9 protein-coding genes, 1 pseudogene and 1 CRISPR repeat array (1 of these 11 cut by a window edge) are annotated in these 20,151 nt (G+C 64.0%); of the genes and pseudogenes, 4 read left to right on the plus strand and 6 right to left on the minus strand.

Translation table 11 applies throughout. The annotated features are described in order from the left end of the window. A CRISPR array of direct repeats spans positions 1-9,258; the repeat unit is 31 nt; unit sequence GTTTCAATCCGCGCGCCCGTGAGGGCGCGAC (it extends 2,912 nt beyond the left edge of the window). A 175-nt stretch (positions 9,259-9,433) separates the two neighbouring features. The 6 genes and pseudogenes from cas2 to AC3WQA_RS09860 form a co-directional block, all read right to left on the minus strand. Further along, entirely contained in the window at positions 9,434-9,724 is a 291-nt protein-coding gene (gene cas2 / locus AC3WQA_RS09835; RefSeq protein WP_492674881.1) for a CRISPR-associated endonuclease Cas2, read from the minus strand. Between the two features lie 18 nt (positions 9,725-9,742). Continuing rightward, positions 9,743-10,777 carry a type I-C CRISPR-associated endonuclease Cas1c gene (gene cas1c, locus AC3WQA_RS09840; RefSeq protein ID WP_492674882.1) on the minus strand — a complete coding sequence of 345 codons (1,035 nt, stop codon included), beginning with the start codon at positions 10,775-10,777 and terminating at the stop codon, positions 9,743-9,745. Between the two features lies 1 nt (position 10,778). Further along, positions 10,779-11,171: pseudogene (cas4, locus tag AC3WQA_RS09845) on the minus strand (CRISPR-associated protein Cas4); the annotation flags it as partial. A 143-nt stretch (positions 11,172-11,314) separates the two neighbouring features. Beyond that, positions 11,315-12,055, minus strand: a complete 741-nt coding sequence (gene istB / locus AC3WQA_RS09850) for an IS21-like element helper ATPase IstB (RefSeq protein ID WP_492673247.1) — start codon at positions 12,053-12,055, stop codon at positions 11,315-11,317. A 10-nt stretch (positions 12,056-12,065) separates the two neighbouring features. Then, the gene (istA, locus tag AC3WQA_RS09855) at positions 12,066-13,592 is read right to left on the minus strand and encodes an IS21 family transposase (RefSeq protein WP_492673248.1); all 1,527 of its coding nucleotides are present in this window, start codon (positions 13,590-13,592) and stop codon (positions 12,066-12,068) included. Positions 13,593-13,782: 190 nt separating this feature from the next. Further along, entirely contained in the window at positions 13,783-14,100 is a 318-nt protein-coding gene (locus tag AC3WQA_RS09860) for a helix-turn-helix domain-containing protein (RefSeq protein ID WP_492673249.1), read from the minus strand. Between the two features lie 38 nt (positions 14,101-14,138). On the opposite strand from AC3WQA_RS09860, the gene AC3WQA_RS09865 reads away from it, so the two are divergent. The 4 genes from AC3WQA_RS09865 (at position 14,139) to AC3WQA_RS09880 (ending at position 20,143) form a co-directional block, all read left to right on the plus strand. Then, entirely contained in the window at positions 14,139-14,546 is a 408-nt protein-coding gene (locus tag AC3WQA_RS09865) for a helix-turn-helix domain-containing protein (RefSeq protein WP_492673250.1), read from the plus strand. 68 nt (positions 14,547-14,614) lie between these two features. Then, complete coding sequence (locus AC3WQA_RS09870) at positions 14,615-15,169, plus strand: hypothetical protein (RefSeq protein WP_492673251.1); 555 nt, start codon at positions 14,615-14,617, stop codon at positions 15,167-15,169. Positions 15,170-15,346: 177 nt separating this feature from the next. Next, complete coding sequence (locus tag AC3WQA_RS09875) at positions 15,347-16,024, plus strand: hypothetical protein (RefSeq protein ID WP_492673252.1); 678 nt, start codon at positions 15,347-15,349, stop codon at positions 16,022-16,024. A gap of 51 nt (positions 16,025-16,075) precedes the next feature. Next, positions 16,076-20,143 (plus strand): RHS repeat-associated core domain-containing protein, encoded by a 4,068-nt coding sequence (locus AC3WQA_RS09880; RefSeq protein ID WP_492673253.1) that lies wholly within the window; start codon positions 16,076-16,078, stop codon positions 20,141-20,143. The last annotated feature ends 8 nt before the right edge of the window (positions 20,144-20,151 follow it).

Consider the following 20,151-nt stretch of genomic DNA (forward strand, 5'->3'; position numbering starts at 1 on the left):
ACGCTTGATGAACGGAGTGGGCGGATAGCTGAAAGCGTTTCAATCCGCGCGCCCGTGAGGGCGCGACTCATCCAGTACCGCACCTGCGCGTCGGAGAGTACGTTTCAATCCGCGCGCCCGTGAGGGCGCGACCTTGACCCTGCTAGTCGGCATAAGGGAGAGTCTCGTTTCAATCCGCGCGCCCGTGAGGGCGCGACACGGCAACACGGTGGCAGGCATCACCAAAGCCCTGTTTCAATCCGCGCGCCCGTGAGGGCGCGACTGTCCAACATCATGGTCTACGCGATACACGCCCCGTTTCAATCCGCGCGCCCGTGAGGGCGCGACCTTCATGGACGCCGCCAGAGCCGTCACCGTTTCCGGTTTCAATCCGCGCGCCCGTGAGGGCGCGACATGCAGGGCTACATCACTTCCGGCGTGGTGAAACAGTTTCAATCCGCGCGCCCGTGAGGGCGCGACGCACGCATCGGAGAATCGCCGAAGCTCGTGGAAAGTTTCAATCCGCGCGCCCGTGAGGGCGCGACCCTCGCCGCCAGTGGCGCCATCGTGCCGTGGCTGGTTTCAATCCGCGCGCCCGTGAGGGCGCGACTCGTCCCCAACGTTGCCACGGACAAGGGGCGCAAGGTTTCAATCCGCGCGCCCGTGAGGGCGCGACGGCGACGAGGCTCCGGAAACTATCAAGGGAGTGGGTTTCAATCCGCGCGCCCGTGAGGGCGCGACGAGCCACAGCAACCTGCATCGCGGCATGGGCCAGTTTCAATCCGCGCGCCCGTGAGGGCGCGACCGTCCGGCTACATCCGTGGACACACCAATGGCGTGTTTCAATCCGCGCGCCCGTGAGGGCGCGACGCCAGCAGCTCCGCGATGGTGCGGACGGAATTGCGGTTTCAATCCGCGCGCCCGTGAGGGCGCGACCGACACGCATCGCGGATCGCCTGCCACGCTGTCCAGTTTCAATCCGCGCGCCCGTGAGGGCGCGACACAACCTCGGCTTCGTCCCGCTGGTGTGGGTCAAGTTTCAATCCGCGCGCCCGTGAGGGCGCGACCTGCCTATCACGGCGAACACGTAGCGCAGCGCCGTGTTTCAATCCGCGCGCCCGTGAGGGCGCGACCATGCGCACAGATTGCCGGAGTTGCGCTGGACGTGTTTCAATCCGCGCGCCCGTGAGGGCGCGACATCACGCCCACCGCTGCCGTGCAGTTGTAGACGTTGTTTCAATCCGCGCGCCCGTGAGGGCGCGACAACCATGTCTCCGCCTTGTCGTCCCACTCGCGCTTGTTTCAATCCGCGCGCCCGTGAGGGCGCGACGGGTGGAGCGTGACGAGGAATACATCGCCAGCCTGTTTCAATCCGCGCGCCCGTGAGGGCGCGACGGCAACGTGTTCGCGGAGTGCATGCGGCAGGGCTGGTTTCAATCCGCGCGCCCGTGAGGGCGCGACTCGCGCGTCACGATCTGACCGACATCGTTCTTCCAGTTTCAATCCGCGCGCCCGTGAGGGCGCGACAGGATCGTTCCTGCAGCGGAGCCGAACGTGGAGACGTTTCAATCCGCGCGCCCGTGAGGGCGCGACCTCAGGCGATTGCTTCGATGAGGAGTGCGGCATGTTTCAATCCGCGCGCCCGTGAGGGCGCGACTTTTCGTCACGCTGCAAAGTTGCGACCACATTTTGTTTCAATCCGCGCGCCCGTGAGGGCGCGACCAGTTACGGAAGGGTGGAGCGTGTACACGCTCCAGTTTCAATCCGCGCGCCCGTGAGGGCGCGACCGACCAATCGTGATCCTTGTCCGGCGAGCGGATGTTTCAATCCGCGCGCCCGTGAGGGCGCGACATGCCATAGAGATTATTTCGTCGAACGATTCGGCGTTTCAATCCGCGCGCCCGTGAGGGCGCGACCCCGTCGATGACCTTCGGCGCACTCGGGTTGAGTGGTTTCAATCCGCGCGCCCGTGAGGGCGCGACCAGGCGCCGCGCGTCAACCGACAGGACTACTACCGATGTTTCAATCCGCGCGCCCGTGAGGGCGCGACCTTGCGCGGCTTGTCGCTGACGTAGGGGTGAGAGATGTTTCAATCCGCGCGCCCGTGAGGGCGCGACCCTTGCGCGGCTTGTCGCTGACGTAGGGGTGAGAGATGTTTCAATCCGCGCGCCCGTGAGGGCGCGACTGGGCGCGAATTACTCGCTCGCCACGTTCCAGAAGTTTCAATCCGCGCGCCCGTGAGGGCGCGACGCGAGATCGTAGCGGCCAGGGCCACCAACAGGTTGTTTCAATCCGCGCGCCCGTGAGGGCGCGACTTCCTTGGCAGCACTTCACGATGGACGAAGTGTGGTTTCAATCCGCGCGCCCGTGAGGGCGCGACCGCAGGAGCAGGAGTCCGCTGCCAAGGCCGCGCAGGTTTCAATCCGCGCGCCCGTGAGGGCGCGACCTTGCGCCAGCGCCCAGCCAGTCGTGCCGCGAGTGGTGTTTCAATCCGCGCGCCCGTGAGGGCGCGACAATGGGTGAAGGACTTGATGGACGACATCATCCAGTTTCAATCCGCGCGCCCGTGAGGGCGCGACATTAGACAACTGGGGCAGCCGCGATGAGCGACAAGTTTCAATCCGCGCGCCCGTGAGGGCGCGACCATCGGCCATGCTCAATCCTCCCCAGTATTGCTAGTTTCAATCCGCGCGCCCGTGAGGGCGCGACTGGCACCGTCGCGCGTACCGCTGGTGGCGGCGTTGTTTCAATCCGCGCGCCCGTGAGGGCGCGACAGCAGTGCAGCACCGTCCGGCTGCATCGCGCGGCGGTTTCAATCCGCGCGCCCGTGAGGGCGCGACTAGCGCAGCGCAGGGCTTATGCCGAACCGTCATAAGTTTCAATCCGCGCGCCCGTGAGGGCGCGACGCGGCATCCGCAGTCTCTGGTGTCGCGGTCGTGGTTTCAATCCGCGCGCCCGTGAGGGCGCGACGATCGGCGCGCTCGCGTAGCTCGCCGCGATGACGCGTTTCAATCCGCGCGCCCGTGAGGGCGCGACGACAGCTCCGCGATCAGGTCAGGGGCGGTCATCAGTTTCAATCCGCGCGCCCGTGAGGGCGCGACGCCCTCGCCCTCAGACACGTAGCCGTCACTGCTAGTTTCAATCCGCGCGCCCGTGAGGGCGCGACCGGCAAACTTGGTCGGCACGTACATCGACATTCTCGTTTCAATCCGCGCGCCCGTGAGGGCGCGACCAGACGCACGATGTCGCACGCATCGGAGAATCGCCGTTTCAATCCGCGCGCCCGTGAGGGCGCGACTACTCGGCCCGCGCTTCGGTTTTCTGCATCGACATGTTTCAATCCGCGCGCCCGTGAGGGCGCGACGCGGTGTCAACTCCGGCACCCCGCCGGAACCGACGTCGTTTCAATCCGCGCGCCCGTGAGGGCGCGACCCGCGTAGTCCGGCGCCTTGCCGTAGGCCATGTCGCGTTTCAATCCGCGCGCCCGTGAGGGCGCGACGACGCGGATGCGGTGACGAGGAAGATCAAACAAGGTTTCAATCCGCGCGCCCGTGAGGGCGCGACCCAGCCCGCTCCGGCGGCGAGTACGGCCAAGCCGTGTTTCAATCCGCGCGCCCGTGAGGGCGCGACCCCATCCTGGTGGCCAAGCTGCGCGAGATGCAGCGTTTCAATCCGCGCGCCCGTGAGGGCGCGACGTGGAAGATGCGGCCGAGCGTGCAGAGCAGGAAGTTTCAATCCGCGCGCCCGTGAGGGCGCGACGTTCGATGGCGATGGTGAGTGATCCTCGCGCCGTAGTTTCAATCCGCGCGCCCGTGAGGGCGCGACGGCCTTCACCTGCTGGGCAATGCCGTACAGCCCGAGTTTCAATCCGCGCGCCCGTGAGGGCGCGACGCACCACAGGCACAAAAAACCCGGTCTGTATCACGTTTCAATCCGCGCGCCCGTGAGGGCGCGACCACCCCCAGCCGAGGGACGCGCGGAGATCACGGGTTTCAATCCGCGCGCCCGTGAGGGCGCGACTTGGATTCACGCTTGATCCTTGCACCGACGGCACGTTTCAATCCGCGCGCCCGTGAGGGCGCGACACGAAAATGCGTAATTTGATCCCGTTGACTGATGTTTCAATCCGCGCGCCCGTGAGGGCGCGACTGCGCGCTCGGCCATGCGCTGAATGTGTTGTGCGCGTTTCAATCCGCGCGCCCGTGAGGGCGCGACTGACTCATGCGCCCTCTCCCCTACCCGTACTACCGGTTTCAATCCGCGCGCCCGTGAGGGCGCGACCATATCCCAGCGAAATGCGCAGCAAGACGCGCACGTTTCAATCCGCGCGCCCGTGAGGGCGCGACGTCAACCCATCTCATCTTGAGGCGGTCAAGCAGAGAGTTTCAATCCGCGCGCCCGTGAGGGCGCGACGCTTCATGGGGTCACCCCTTGTCGGGCGTGTCGGTTTCAATCCGCGCGCCCGTGAGGGCGCGACCATTTATGCACCTTGGCTTCAGGTTTCGCATCGTGCGGTTTCAATCCGCGCGCCCGTGAGGGCGCGACTGTGGCAGCGCAGGCTGACGGGGGTGGCGGCATGAGTTTCAATCCGCGCGCCCGTGAGGGCGCGACGATGCGTGCATTCCGGGTGCATGATGGCGAGGTCGTTTCAATCCGCGCGCCCGTGAGGGCGCGACAGGGCCGCGAATCGCCGCTGCTGTGAGCGGCAGCGTTTCAATCCGCGCGCCCGTGAGGGCGCGACCGGACAGCGGCAGGAGCTTGTATTCCGACCCGATGTTTCAATCCGCGCGCCCGTGAGGGCGCGACACCGGTGGTGCAAAGGACAGACACCACTCCATAAGCCGTTTCAATCCGCGCGCCCGTGAGGGCGCGACGACAGCGTGTCGTCGCCACAGAGTCGCGGCGGCTCGTTTCAATCCGCGCGCCCGTGAGGGCGCGACCCCAGCGCGTCCGCGATGCCGTCCCGGCTCGGCTTGTTTCAATCCGCGCGCCCGTGAGGGCGCGACGATAGGTGTTCGTGATGACAGCCTCTTCCTCGGGGAGGTTTCAATCCGCGCGCCCGTGAGGGCGCGACCCGCGCCCCGCAACGGGCGCGGAGCGGCAAGCGAGTTTCAATCCGCGCGCCCGTGAGGGCGCGACTAGTGGTGGCGAGCGTCAACCCCATTGTACGAATCGTTTCAATCCGCGCGCCCGTGAGGGCGCGACCTGACGTTGCTTGGCGATGTCGTTGCAGACAGCGTGTTTCAATCCGCGCGCCCGTGAGGGCGCGACGGCAGCACCGCCCCTGCGGCCATCGTCCACACGCGGTTTCAATCCGCGCGCCCGTGAGGGCGCGACGTCCTGTCGCATGGTGATGCTTCCTTCCTCGTTGAGTTTCAATCCGCGCGCCCGTGAGGGCGCGACGCCGCCTGCTCGCCGTTGACCTTGGCGTTCTGCAGGTTTCAATCCGCGCGCCCGTGAGGGCGCGACTGACGTTGCTTGGCGATGTCGTTGCAGACGGCGTGTTTCAATCCGCGCGCCCGTGAGGGCGCGACATGGCGTCTTGACTTGGGGTCATCAGGAAATCCAGTTTCAATCCGCGCGCCCGTGAGGGCGCGACCTGCCAGCGTGTTGACCAGCAGCCGACGTTCACCGTTTCAATCCGCGCGCCCGTGAGGGCGCGACCTGACGTTGCTTGGCGATGTCGTTGCAGACAGCGTGTTTCAATCCGCGCGCCCGTGAGGGCGCGACGCGCGGAAGCCGAGCTTGGCGCGCAGGCCGTCCTGGTTTCAATCCGCGCGCCCGTGAGGGCGCGACAGTTGGCGAACGGCTCGCGGTCGGCAATCGCGCGGTTTCAATCCGCGCGCCCGTGAGGGCGCGACGTGCGCTCACACAACTCACGCGACGTGCGCCCCGGGTTTCAATCCGCGCGCCCGTGAGGGCGCGACGTGCGCGAACGCGGTGGCCAGCAGGGTCAGATAGCTGTTTCAATCCGCGCGCCCGTGAGGGCGCGACATCAGGGATTGCTCGGCGCGGACGTCCTCAATGTCGTTTCAATCCGCGCGCCCGTGAGGGCGCGACCACTGGACGCCTTCGGTGCCGGAGTGCCAGCGCGAGTTTCAATCCGCGCGCCCGTGAGGGCGCGACATGAAAGCGCAACCCGACATCGACTGCCGCGAGTGCGTTTCAATCCGCGCGCCCGTGAGGGCGCGACGAGCGCTCAAGATTGTGCTCGCCGAGGTTGTAAACGTTTCAATCCGCGCGCCCGTGAGGGCGCGACATCGGGATACACCGCGCCGGCCGTCAGATTGACGTTTCAATCCGCGCGCCCGTGAGGGCGCGACATCAGCGCATTGACGGCCATCACGCGCTCCTTCACGTTTCAATCCGCGCGCCCGTGAGGGCGCGACGCGAGGATGGGCAGCAGCGCATCCATGGCCGCGATGTTTCAATCCGCGCGCCCGTGAGGGCGCGACCGGGTCTTGGTGATGGTTTCGCCGACCGAGTTGGCGTTTCAATCCGCGCGCCCGTGAGGGCGCGACGGCGAGACAAGCTCACCCGCGCCCTCACCAGCGAGTTTCAATCCGCGCGCCCGTGAGGGCGCGACAATCGGGATACACCGCGCCGGCCGTCAGATTGACGTTTCAATCCGCGCGCCCGTGAGGGCGCGACTACGGTCTTTCCGAAGGCACTTACATGATCGGCGTGTTTCAATCCGCGCGCCCGTGAGGGCGCGACCAATGCCGCTGGCCGCTACACCTATGCACTGTGGGTTTCAATCCGCGCGCCCGTGAGGGCGCGACCCGGCGTCCTGTCGCACCGCGCCGGCCACCGCGAGGTTTCAATCCGCGCGCCCGTGAGGGCGCGACGCATCACGCTGCCCGCCGATGCCAGCGGCAACAAGTTTCAATCCGCGCGCCCGTGAGGGCGCGACATTTGGGTTCCCTCCCAACTTGCCGGATCTGGCGCGTTTCAATCCGCGCGCCCGTGAGGGCGCGACGCCAGCAGCTCCGCGATGGTGCGGACGGAATTGCGGTTTCAATCCGCGCGCCCGTGAGGGCGCGACGTTCCGCAGTAGGGCTGCATCCGGTAGTGGCACAGTTTCAATCCGCGCGCCCGTGAGGGCGCGACGGTGGATGGGCTACATCGGTTGCGGCGTGATGCTCGTTTCAATCCGCGCGCCCGTGAGGGCGCGACCGGCGGCGACTGGCGGACGCGGGGGCCAGCGATGTCGTTTCAATCCGCGCGCCCGTGAGGGCGCGACGCGACGAGCTTGGACAGCCGGCTTAGACCTGCCGAGTTTCAATCCGCGCGCCCGTGAGGGCGCGACGCGTGATTGACAGTCGAACTCGAGCCAGCCACACGTTTCAATCCGCGCGCCCGTGAGGGCGCGACAACCTCGCGCCGCAGGTTCCGCTGGAGATTCCAGAGTTTCAATCCGCGCGCCCGTGAGGGCGCGACGTAGATGATTTCGTTGGCGAGCTTGACGTTTACATGTTTCAATCCGCGCGCCCGTGAGGGCGCGACTATTGCTTCCGCTGGAATGGCCTGGTCTACGTCAAGTTTCAATCCGCGCGCCCGTGAGGGCGCGACTCGCGTGGTGCCGTCGCTGGACGGCCAGAGCGTGGTGTTTCAATCCGCGCGCCCGTGAGGGCGCGACGATCACGCCCACCGCTGCCGTGCAGTTGTAGACGTTGTTTCAATCCGCGCGCCCGTGAGGGCGCGACCGCTGCCACCACCACACCATCCACGATGTCGCCGCGTTTCAATCCGCGCGCCCGTGAGGGCGCGACGCTTGCCGGTGACCTTGCGCAGCTCCGTGACCTTGTTTCAATCCGCGCGCCCGTGAGGGCGCGACAATGTTAGCCGCCATGTCGGCAAGCGAGGAAGAAGTGTTTCAATCCGCGCGCCCGTGAGGGCGCGACGGCAGCACCGCCCCTGCGGCCATCGTCCACACGCGGTTTCAATCCGCGCGCCCGTGAGGGCGCGACTCGGCAACGTGCACACCGAGCGCGGCCACGAAATGGTTTCAATCCGCGCGCCCGTGAGGGCGCGACCTTCGCTACGTTATTGCTCATTTCGTATCTCCTCGGTTTCAATCCGCGCGCCCGTGAGGGCGCGACGCTTCGGGCCGTTCGGCGAGTACGGCGACATGCTGGTTTCAATCCGCGCGCCCGTGAGGGCGCGACCGGCTTACGGTTACACAGCGTAACCCTTTTGTAGTTTCAATCCGCGCGCCCGTGAGGGCGCGACGCTTCGGGCCGTTCGGCGAGTACGGCGACATGCTGGTTTCAATCCGCGCGCCCGTGAGGGCGCGACCACCAATAAGTTTGGCGTACAGTGTGGTAATCATTGGTTTCAATCCGCGCGCCCGTGAGGGCGCGACGGCGAGACAAGCTCACCCGCGCCCTCACCAGCGAGTTTCAATCCGCGCGCCCGTGAGGGCGCGACCCGGAGCGCCACCACCGCCGCCATAGGCGTTCAGCGTTTCAATCCGCGCGCCCGTGAGGGCGCGACCGGTCAAGGTGCTGCACGCGATGGAAGGTGGCCGCGTTTCAATCCGCGCGCCCGTGAGGGCGCGACGTTGCAGAGTGCGCTGTCTCGACTGCGCCGAGAAGTTTCAATCCGCGCGCCCGTGAGGGCGCGACATGGATCAGCCCTTGATGATGCCGGCCATCGGCTGGTTTCAATCCGCGCGCCCGTGAGGGCGCGACGCTTCGACGACCTGCTGATAACCGAGCGTTTCAGCGTTTCAATCCGCGCGCCCGTGAGGGCGCGACCTTCGGGCCGTTCGGCGAGTACGGCGACATGCTGGTTTCAATCCGCGCGCCCGTGAGGGCGCGACCGTTTCAAGGCGCGAAGCGGTGTAGCCCGACACGTTTCAATCCGCGCGCCCGTGAGGGCGCGACGAGAGTAAATGTGCGCTGTCTGTCCGTCACAGCGGTTTCAATCCGCGCGCCCGTGAGGGCGCGACATGGCCCACACCAACGCGTCCAGCCGATTCGGGGTTTCAATCCGCGCGCCCGTGAGGGCGCGACCCGCGTGCTGCTCTGGGGCGCCCACAAGTTCGCGGAGTTTCAATCCGCGCGCCCGTGAGGGCGCGACCTGCACAAGGTTTATGCCATTGCTGACAATGGATTGTTTCAATCCGCGCGCCCGTGAGGGCGCGACGCGCCGAAACCGCGACCGTTTCGCCACTGTCGAGTTTCAATCCGCGCGCCCGTGAGGGCGCGACACCGCGCCCTGTAGTAGTACGTTGCCCCCGTCGTGTTTCAATCCGCGCGCCCGTGAGGGCGCGACGGCGTCATTGTAAATTGCTGCCAACACCTTGGCCAAACCCCTCCCAACGCGAGCACTCATTGCTTGAGGCCAACTGTGGGCACCAAAGTTTCGAAAAATCGTCAAAAGCTCATGAAAACAAAGCCTTATGGTTTTGCGAACCTCTCGGGGCTTTGCCGGTAGCTGAAGGTTCGCGTCAGTAGATCAGCGGGGCCTTGAAGTCGACGGCCGGCTTGGCACCGACGTGTTCGACCTTGCCTTGCCACTTGGCACCGAGATGATAGAAACGAAGGCTATCGGTGCCGGGATCAATCAGGTCGCAAAGGCGCTGCCGCAGGGCTACCCACTGCGCGGGCTCGACTTCAACTTCGAACACAGAGTACTGAACCCGCTGGCCAAGGTCACGGCAAGCCTTGGCGATCTTGCGCAGGCGCTTCTCGCCTGCGACTGTCATCGTGCTGACGTCATAGCTGACCAGAACCATCATGATTGCTGCTCCGCCCGTCTACTTCCAAAGGAACGGAGGATAGCCGTCGAGGTCGCCGCGCAGGTGGCGGGCCAGCAATTGCGCTTGCACGAAGGGCAGCAAGCCGATGTCGACCTTCTCGCCCAGGAAGTCATGCTGGAGCTGCTCTCGCTTGCGTTCCTGGTAGGCAACCAGTGCCGTCTTGCGCGCTTCATCTTTCAGAAGCACGGCACCGTTTTCGAAGGTCTGGAAGTCGCGTTCGTTCAACTGCCGCCGATTGATGAGTGAGAGTGCGAGCCGTTCGCCCAGCAGAGGGCGGAACTCTTCCGCCAAATCGAGTGCGAGGCTGGCCCGACCGGGGCGATCACGGTGGAGAAAGCCGACGGCGGGGTCCAATCCAACGGACTCCAGCGCCGAGCGGCAGTCGTGGGTTAGCAGGGTATAGAAGAACGATAACAACGCATTGAATGCATCGCGTGGCGGGCGGCGATTGCGGCCGCCGAAGCCAAGCAAGGGCGACTCCACCCGCACCAACTGTCCAAAAACGCCGAAATAAGCCTGTGCCGCCTCACCCTCCAATCCGCGAAGCAAGTCGACATCGCTCTCCTGCAACAGTCGGTGCGGTATGCGCTTGAGTCGCTTCAGTGCATGTTGGAACGCCGGTACGTTGGCAAGATGCGCGCCGTGGTCGCGCCAACCGCGCGCTAGCACGGCACGTTGGTTGTGGATTTTTCCGACCAGCAGGTTGCGAACGATGACCGCGCAACGTTCCGGCGCGTCGCTGGCGCGGTATTGGGCACGACGCAGTAATACGTTACCTGATACGGGCCCCTCCACTCGCGCGAGAAAACGACACTGCGGTGTCAGGTAGCTGACGGTGATGCCTTGCTCGCAACAAAAGCCGAGTAGCTGCGGCGACACACCGACGCGGCCGATGCACACCAACCCTTCCAGCATGTGCACGGGCAAGCGAGCACGCTCCTCGCGCTCTACTTCCAACACGACATTGGCTCCATCCTTGCGCAGCCAGGCGCCATCGGTGGTGACGTAGAGCGTATTGAGCTGGCGGCGCATGTCAGTCCTCCTCATCGTCGAGCTTGCGACGCAGCCACGCGTCGATGCCGCGCCGCCCCAGCCAGCGCGGCTGGCAGACGTCGATCAGTGAGCAGCGGTCGCAGAGTTGAGGCGAGTAAATGGCCGACGGGGTTTGCCCGGAAGCCAGCATGTGACGCGTGTCGGTGATGACTTGCTCGGTCAGCTCGCGCAGTGCCAGATCAAAGGTCACCTCTTGCCGCCGCCGGGTTTGTCCGTAGAACAGGGCACCGGCTTCAACCGGGATACCCAGCATGGCTTCCAGGCACAATGCCTGCGCGCACAGCTGTACTTCGTCGGCGCGGTGCGCCTTGGGCCGACCACGCTTGTACTCGACGGGAAAAGCACGCTCGCCGGCTTCGCTGTCGTGAAACTCTGCAAAACGCCAGCCGGTTAACCACCTTTGCCACAGCGATTGACCGCGGCCGGCAACCCAGCTGACCACCGTCGCCTGCGGCGCTATCCAGCTTCGCCAACAGACTATCCACCGCCGGCACCTCGCTGCCCGGCGCAGGCAGTCTACTGACCGCTGCGGTTTTTCACCCGCCGCATGGATTCGCCCTTCAGATCCAGCTTAACGCTGCTGTGGACGAGCCGATCGAGGATCGCGTCGGCCATTGCTGGATCGTTTATGTAGGAGTGCCAATCCTTGACGGGCATTTGACCCAGGATGATGGTGGCGCCGCTGCCCACCCGATCATCCAGCACTTCGAGCAGATCCGAGCGCCCGCGATTCGTCAGCGCGGTCAACCCGAAGTCGTCGAGGATCAGCAGTTGCGCCTTGCTGAGCTGGTTGCGCTGTCGCGCGATGGTTCCGTCCTCGTGCCCGATGGCCATCTCTTCCAGCAGCCGGGCGGTTCGGCGGTACGCAACCGTGAAACCCAAGCGCGCGGCCTGGACGCCGAGGGCGCAGCCGAGCCAAGTCTTGCCAGTGCCGGTGGCGCCGGTGATGAGCACATTCCGGTGTGCGCCGATCCAGAAGCCGGTCAGCAGATCCGCCATCACGGCTTTGTCCAAACCACGCCCCGGCCGATAGTCGATCTCCTCGGGTGCGGCGATGACCTTGAGCTTGGCGTTCTTCAGAAGGCGCTGATAGCGTTGGTTGTCACGTTGCGCTTTTTCGGCCTCGACCAGCATTTGTACGCGCTGCTCGAAAGCCACGCTGGCGAACACGGTATCGCTCATCTGGTGGGCGAACGCCTCGGCCATGCCGGCGAGGTGCAAGTCGCGCAGTTGCTCGATGGTTTGCAGGTGTGACATGAGGTATCCCCTATTCGTAGTCGGTGGCGCCGCGCACGTTCTGGTGCGGTGCGATGGGGTCGTTGGCCGCCGCGTCGTCTTGCAGCGGTGTGTTCTCGATGCCGCGCGACAACATCGAGCGGACGGAGGTGATGGTGATCGCGCGCATGCGCAGGGCCCGCGCGCAGGCTCGGTCGAGCCGTTCCGTGCCGAAGTCTCGGGCCAGCCGTTTGAGCCCGCGGAAGGCCTGCATCGAGGCGGCAGCGGAATGGGCTTGCTGGTGTTGCTGCATGAACTGGTGGACAGACGGCCCGACGGTTTCCGCCCAGGCGACGAGCTCTGCCATCTGCTCTTCACCGTACAGCCGGTGCGCAGGCGGTTGGTGCTCCTTCTTGATGAACACGCCATCGACACCGAACGAACGGCGATGCGTGGCCACCAACTGCCCGCGGTGATACGCCTCGACCGTGGTCGTCGTGACCCGCAGATTGACCTTGCGCGCCACCAGGCTGAAAGGCACTGAGTAGTAGTTGCGCTCCCAGACGACGCAGTAATCCTGCGGAACCGTGACGCCAATCTTCCACTCGGCATACTCGTAGGGCTGCACCGGCAGCGCGCGCATCGCTGGCCGATCCAGCTCCTCGAACAACTCGTTTCGGCTCATGCCGCCACGCGTGCGCATTCCTTTGCTGTTGAGGCGTACCAACAGCTCGTCGATTGCCTGGTTGAGTTCGGGGAGCGAAAAGAACGTGCGGTTCCGCAGCCGCGCAAGGATCCACATCTGGGCCAGGCGAACACCACCTTCGACGGCCGCCTTGTCCCGCGGCTTGCGCGCGCGGGTGGGCATCACCGTCAGGTTGTAGTGGTCGGCAAAGGCCTGGTAGGTGGGGTTGATGTAGTGGCCATCCTTGCGGGAGATGCTGACCACGGCGGACTTGAGGTTATCGGGGACGAGGTAGAGCGGGACGGCACTGAAGAACGCCAACGCGTGCACATGCGCATCGATCCAGTCGGGCAACTGCTGCGTCGCCGTGCAATAGGCAAAGGTCTTGCGGCTGGAGCCCAGGACGCCGACCCACAATTCCGCCGGCGTCTTCACGCCGGTGTCGGGATTTGTGATCGAGGGGCGCTTGCCCGAGTAGTCGACGAAGAGTTCTTCGCCCGGGCGTCGCACCTGGCGCATGACCACGCCGAGCGTGCGCTTGTAGCGGTCGTGGCGTCGCCGGAATTCCCGATCGGACATGGGCTCGGTGTCGAGTGAGGAGGCGTATTCCTCATACAGCAGCGTGATCGTCACCCCGGGGCGGGAAAGCTCCTGATGGACGTGAGACCAGTCCGGTTCCACGAACTTCTTTCGTATCCGCTCACGGCCGTTGTTGAGGCGCGCATCGAGCGCTTCTTCGGAAAGTTCGCTCACACGTTCCCAGGTCAGCCCTTCTTCTCGCAGGCGGTCGCGGTAGCGGCCGGCGGTGTGATGGTGCACATGGCAGATCTGTCCGACCTTGCGGTTGGACAGGTCGGTGATCAGCAATAGCCGGCATAAGCTCTTCAGAACCATGTCAAATTCTCATGCGGAGGGGATCGGGCGAGCGCTGCCGTCCGTCGCGCCGCCGTTCAGGGCGGCGCGGTTGACAGGATCGGCGGGGGCGCATGAGAATGCGTACGTCGGTGGTCACTCGACAATGGCAATCTCAAAGGGCTGGCGTTTGCAGACGCTGGCCCTTTTTGCGCTCGCGGTTCGGGGTGGGTTAACCGATGGCGGTTCCGGGCGAGGCGTTTCCTGTGGGCGAAGGCGGGGCGGCGCGCTGGAGCACCGGGTAGCGATCCGGCCAGAGCTGATCGGGTGTCGTCGAGAGCGTGGTCGCGATCTGTGCCTCTATACGCTGCGAGCGCCGATATCCTTGGCTCACCGAGGTGACAGTCGTCGGCTGCACGCCGAGTTCTCTCGCCACTTGCGCCAATGAACTGCCCGCCTGCCGCAGGCGTGCCTTGATCCGTTCATGGCGTTTCCTTTCGTGGCGCAAGTCGTTACCCTCTACGGCATGTATGAGACTCAATATAGGCATATATGAGTAGCATTGCAACGCCAGAACAAAACGCTGCTATGGGTCAACGACTGGTAGCTGTGCGGGCCAGCACCGGCCTGAGCCAAGGCGCCTTCGCCGATACCCTGGGATTGTCACTGCGTGCGTATGCCAACTACGAGCGCGGCGAACGTGAGATGCCGGTCGCGTTGTTTCGTGCCTTGTACGAGACCTACGGTATCGATCCGGTCTGGCTACTGGCTGGTCCCGGTGAACAGCCGATCAAAGCGGCCACGCGCACGATGGACTTCGCGCTCGTCGATCAGATCATCCGATGCGTTGATACCGAGCTAGCCACATTGAGCAAGAAGCTCAAGCCAGCCATGCGTTTGCGGATACTGAAGGCTGCCTATGCTCTGAGTACCGAGAAGGGGCGTGTGGAGCCGGGACAGGTGAAGGAACTACTCGCCATCGCGGTGCGCCGATGAACGAACGACCCGAGCAAGATGGGCACTCGTACCGTTCCGTCATTCTTTTTCCCAGGAGTAGTTCGTCCATGAAAGAGCACGACATCAAGTGGAACCAATTGAAGTCCGAGTTGGTGGATGCCGTCCGCGAAGGCGCGGCGGATGCGGAGGTGCTCTCGCTGGAGGCTCGTGACCGCTTGGCACAGGAAGAAGAACGGGCCTTCCGTACGCGCTTCCGATGTGATCGGCCTCAACTGGATCGGCAAAACCTGATCCGTCTGAAGCATGAAGCCGACCTCACGGATCGGGAAATACGCCTGCTACTGTTTACACACTCGCTTCGTTTTGGCAGCGAAAGCGTGCACTTTGCGGCATCCCTGCGCGGCTTGGCCTTGTTCGGCCGTATCGTCATGGGCTTCCTGGGATTCGAATTGCTTGAGGCATGGTACCTGGCCTCGCATTCGCCGCTGCCCGTACCGGTTTTGCTGCTTCGTCTCGTCGGCGTCATGGCCATGATGCTGGCGATGGGCTGGGGTGTGCAGCAGATCTACCTTAGGCCGCGACAGATTCAGTGCCGTGTATCTGTGCGGTGCGGCGGGGCTACGGACGAGGGCTTGTGGCGTCGCCTATGGCGTTGCCGATGAGGCACTGAGGTCGATGAGACGATAGCAGGACAGTTCATCTCGGCGCAAGATCTTGCTTGTTGACGTCTATGCGCAGGCGAAGAGATAGTGCGTGTGATCGCCTGCCGCGATGCGGCTCATGGCGACATCATCGAATCAGGGCCTGGGGAGTCGCTGATGTCAGGGAAGACAAGGGGCATGAAATCGTTCCGTAGCCCGGTCAAGACTACAGGTCTTGAGGTTTGTGGACGCCATTGGCGCAAGGTGACCACAGGTCTGGCGCTCACCTTGTTGCTTTTGCTCAACCGCGCTGCACGCGCGGCGGATGGCAAACCTTTGCAGCCCATTTGCAGTGCTGATCGTTGTGGCCTGCTCGTCGACGGCGCTTATCCTCACCTGGTCATTGGCCGGCTCGCGAGCGTGGGCACGCCGGCGGACATGAACCAGGTTTTCCACTGGGCCAAGTCGCACGGCTACTGGAAAAGCCTGCCCGTTTCGATAACACCCTACCTGCACGATGTGCAGATGGTGACGATCAACGTGCCCAAGGGAACAACCAACCAGTCGTTAACGCTCTTCATGCTGCGCACCGAATTCACCGCCGCGCCGTATCACGTGGGCGATCTGGTGCGTTACGCCCCGCACGACGCCGCGCACGACGAAGCCGCCACCGGCAGTGCCGACGACCTCACGCTCTTCCACGATCTGACCGGTTGCGTGGCAGTGCTTTGCCAGAAAGGCGATGGCGCCTGTTTGGCGCGCTACCGGCAAGGTGCGTTTCGTCACACCGACGGCCAGCAGGTCAGCACCACCTCGGGGCGGCCTGTTTCTCCCAGCACACGCATCGATCCGATTTCGCTTCTCCCCCTTCACTGATTCAACGGCGTTGGTTCACCGAACGTCGCTCGCATGGATAGAGAGAACCTTATGAAGACGCTGAGCAAGCTACTTTTAACGATGATCCTGGTCATTACCACGATGCAAGCGTGGGCTGGCGTCACACAGGCCAACGATCCCAATGCCAACGCGCCGTGCGACAGCGCCGACAGCAATAGCTGCGGGTCTGCCCATGGCATGCCGGTGTACTCCTTCAAATCGCTGCTCGCTGGCCTCAACATCCGCGATACACCGATTGGCTACACCCCGCCGCTGGGACCGACGGTGGAGACCACGATTGCCTACAACGAGCGCGAAGCCGACCAGCCGGTAGTGTTCGATACCTTCAGCGTCGGGCAGAAGTGGACGCTCAACTGGATCAGCTGGATCCAGGATGATCCGAGCAACCCAGGCAGTCAGGTGCTGCGCTATGTCTCGGGCGGCGGCGGCTGGCCCTACAGTGGATACAACGCAACCACCGGTGCGTTTTCGCCCGAACCGGACAACGGCGCGGTGTTGGTCATGACCTCCAGCAACCCGGTCAGCTACGAACTGCGCTACGCCGATGGCAGCAAGGACGTCTTCGCCATGCCGGACGGCGCGACTACCTACCCGCGCAAGGTGCTCCTCACCCGGATCGTCGATGCGCAGGGCAATGCCCTCACGCTAAGTTACGACAACCAGCATCGCCTAGTCACAGTGACCGACGCGATCGGCCAGCAGACCACCTTCACCTACGGCAACAGCACCGCGCCCCTGCTCGTCACCGGCATTGCCGATCCGTTCGGTCGCCACGCAACCCTGGCCTACGACAGTCAAGGGCGTCTAGTGTCGATCACCGACGCGATCGGCATGACCTCCACCTTCACCTACGACAGCGCCCTGTTCGTGCAGGCGATGACAACGCCCTACGGCACCACCACCTTCGCACACACCGAAGGCGCCAACGGCAATGCCACGGAGTTGTCGATCCAGGCGACCGATCCCGCCGGGCATACCGAGCGCACCGAATACATGCCCGGTGCGCCCGGTGCACCTTTCAGCGTGTCGCAGGCGCCGAGCGGCATGAATACCTTCAATGCCTACCTCAACTACCGCGACTCGTATTACTGGGACAAGAATGCGTTCGCGGCGGCCTGCACGGTGAGCAATGGCACGACCAGCTGCGACTACAGCAAAGCGCGCATGAAGCACTTCCTGCACGCCTATCCGTGCTGCTACTACACCTCGCGCGTGCTGGAGAACGTCAAGTATCCGCTGGAAGGCATGATCTGGTACGACTATGCCGGCCAGCCGGGGCCGTACTATCCCGGCACGCTGAACCTGCCCAGTGACGTGGGTCGGGTGCTGGATGACGGCAGCAGTCAGGTCACTCACTACACCTACAACGCGTACGGCAAGGTCACGTCCAAGATCGACCCCGATGGCCGCGAAACCACCTATACGTACGCACCCAACGGCGTTGACCAGATCCAGGTGCAGCAGAAGACCGCGAGCGGTTTCGATACGCTGGCGAGCGCCACCTACAACGGCCAGCATCAGCCGCTAACCACGACCGATGCGGCGGGCGGTACCACCACCTACACTTACAACGCCCGCGGCCAACGCACCTCGGCCACCGACCCTCTGGGCAACATGACGCGCTACCAGTACGACAGCAACGGCTACTTGTTGGCCGTCATCGACGCGCTCGGGCATGTGTCGCAGCGGTACACCTACGATGCCGAAGGCCGCGTCGCCACCAGCACTGATGCTGCGGGCTACACGCGCCAGTTCCAGTACGACGCGCTCAATCGCGTAGTATCCGTCAGCTATCCCGACCACACCTCCACCCGGTACACGTGGAACCGCCTAGACCTCGTGGCCGTCACTGACCGCCAGGGCAACACCACCCACTACGGCTACGACGCCGTACGCAACCTCATCGCGGTCACCGACCCGCTGGGCCACGTCACGCAGTGCACCTACTACGCCAACGGCAAGCGCCACACGATGACCGATCCGAACGGGAACGTCACCACGTGGACGCGTGACCTTGAAGGCCGGGTGACCGCCAAGACCTATGCCGATGGCAAGGGCTCGACGTACGCATATGACGGTGTTGGCCGTCTGATTAGCCAGACTGATGCGTTGGGGCAGACCATGGCGTACAGCTATGACCTGGCTGACCTGCTTACTGGAGTGCAGTACCTGCATGCCGTGAACCCCACGGCGGCGGCATCCTACCGCTACGATCCCTACTATTCCCGCCTGACTGGCATGACGGACGGCTTGGGTAACACCGGCTTCAGCTATGTGCCAGCCGGTCAACCTGGCGCCCTCAAACTGGCACAGGAGACGGGGCCGTTCAGTGCGAATGACAGCGCGCAGTATGCCTACGATGCGTTGGGCAGGGTCATTCACCGCACCACGGACGTGACGGTGAGCGATACCTACGATGCGTTGGGTCGGTTGAGCGAAGAAACCAACCCGCTTGGCAACTTCCAATACAGCTACCTCGGCGACACCGACCAGCTGACGTGGCGGGTGCTGATGACGCCCTCCGGCCAGCCCGGCCTTGCGTTGAACATGGAGTACGAGTCCAACCGTGGTGACCGGCAACTGCATCGTCTGATGTACCTGGACGTCAAGGGGCGGCGCCTGGAGGCCTTGCAGGAATATGCTCACAGTCCCGAGCATCTGCTGACAGCCGCCAAACTTGAGTGGCCGCGGCTGCGCGAAGGGAGGGATCACGATGGTGACGGCAATCACGACGATCGGGCCGATACCATTGATGCGGAACAGGCGGTAGCGAACGATTTGCAGCACGACTACGGTCACGATCGCGACGGATGGGGCCATGACGGTCGCGATGACGGGAACAACGAAGATGGTCGTGGTGACAGCGAGCGGTATCGCTACGATGCGGCATACCGACTCACGGATGTGCGCGGTGACGATCGGGATGCCAGCCGCTTCGACTACGACGCGGCCGGCAATCTGCTGAAGGCGGCGGGTGCCTCGTTCTCCCTCACGGCCTCTGCCAACGCGCTGAACCAGCTCAGCACGGTCAACGGCATGTCATGGCAGTACGATGCGGATGGCAATCTGATCAGTGATGGCGTACATCAGTACACATGGGACGCGGCTGGTAGGCTGGTCAGCCAGACCAATACCGCAACCGGTGAAGTCACCCGTTACGGTTACGACGGCTGGGGCCGGCGCTTGATGATCACCCACCAGAACGGCGCTGCCAGCACGCAGGCTCGCTATCTGTGGTGTGGGTCGGCGGTTTGCCAGGTGCGTGATAGCAACGACGTGGTGATGGCGGACTACTTCGACCAGGGTGAAATCCATGGGGTGCAGGCGCTGTACTACGTGCGCGACCAATTAGGCAGTGTGGTTGGTGCGACGGACGCCAACGGCAAAATGCTGGGCACTGCCAAGTACGGTGCGTATGGCGTCACAACACGGGCAAGGGGTATACATCCCGACTACGGGTATGCAGGTATGCTGCATGACCAAGGATCAAGTCTGTTTCTGACGCAGTACCGTGCTTATGATCCAGCCGTAGGCCGCTGGCTCAGTCGCGATCCGATTGGGGAAGAGGGAGGGGAGAACATTTACGCCTACGTAGATGGAGATCCGTTGGGCTCGATCGATCCATTGGGCCTAGCTTCGTCGGGACAGACATGCCAAGCCGCGTGGGCGGCCGCTGGGGCCACATGTGGTGGAGTTCTAGGAGGAGTGCTTGGCGGGGCGGGCGGCGCAGTGGGTGGTGGTGCTGCATGCACGCTGGTTGCGCCTGGTGTAGGTACTGTTGGATGTGGCGTTGCTGGAGGAGAGTCTGGTGGTTCTGCAGGTGCTGCAGGTGGTGCTGTTGCGGGCGGTGCCGTCGGCAATTGGCTTGGCGGAAAAATGTGCAATAAGGCTGATAACTCCTGCCCACCGTGTTCGCCCCAAGTGGGCACGATTGGTTACCGCCTTGATAAAGTTCCCCCAAGCAAACCCCATTACCCTTTCCCGGGTGATCACGTACACCTGTATCGAATGAACCAGAATCCCAATAACTGTCAGTGCTTTTGGTCTGCGATTGGCGTGACAGAGCCGCCGCCGCCACCCGGGGCAGTGCCTCTGTGAGAAAGGGA

Source organism: Rhodanobacter sp. FW106-PBR-R2A-2-24 (genome assembly GCF_058789615.1).

Coding starts and splice junctions, on each gene's coding strand:
- cas2 (WP_492674881.1), bottom strand. CDS start 9,724: ATGATGGTTCTGGTCAGCTATGACGTCAGCACGATGACAGTCGCAGGC.
- cas1c (WP_492674882.1), bottom strand. CDS start 10,777: ATGCGCCGCCAGCTCAATACGCTCTACGTCACCACCGATGGCGCCTGG.
- istB (WP_492673247.1), bottom strand. CDS start 12,055: ATGTCACACCTGCAAACCATCGAGCAACTGCGCGACTTGCACCTCGCC.
- istA (WP_492673248.1), bottom strand. CDS start 13,592: ATGGTTCTGAAGAGCTTATGCCGGCTATTGCTGATCACCGACCTGTCC.
- AC3WQA_RS09860 (WP_492673249.1), bottom strand. CDS start 14,100: ATGCCTATATTGAGTCTCATACATGCCGTAGAGGGTAACGACTTGCGC.
- AC3WQA_RS09865 (WP_492673250.1), top strand. CDS start 14,139: ATGGGTCAACGACTGGTAGCTGTGCGGGCCAGCACCGGCCTGAGCCAA.
- AC3WQA_RS09870 (WP_492673251.1), top strand. CDS start 14,615: ATGAAAGAGCACGACATCAAGTGGAACCAATTGAAGTCCGAGTTGGTG.
- AC3WQA_RS09875 (WP_492673252.1), top strand. CDS start 15,347: ATGAAATCGTTCCGTAGCCCGGTCAAGACTACAGGTCTTGAGGTTTGT.
- AC3WQA_RS09880 (WP_492673253.1), top strand. CDS start 16,076: ATGAAGACGCTGAGCAAGCTACTTTTAACGATGATCCTGGTCATTACC.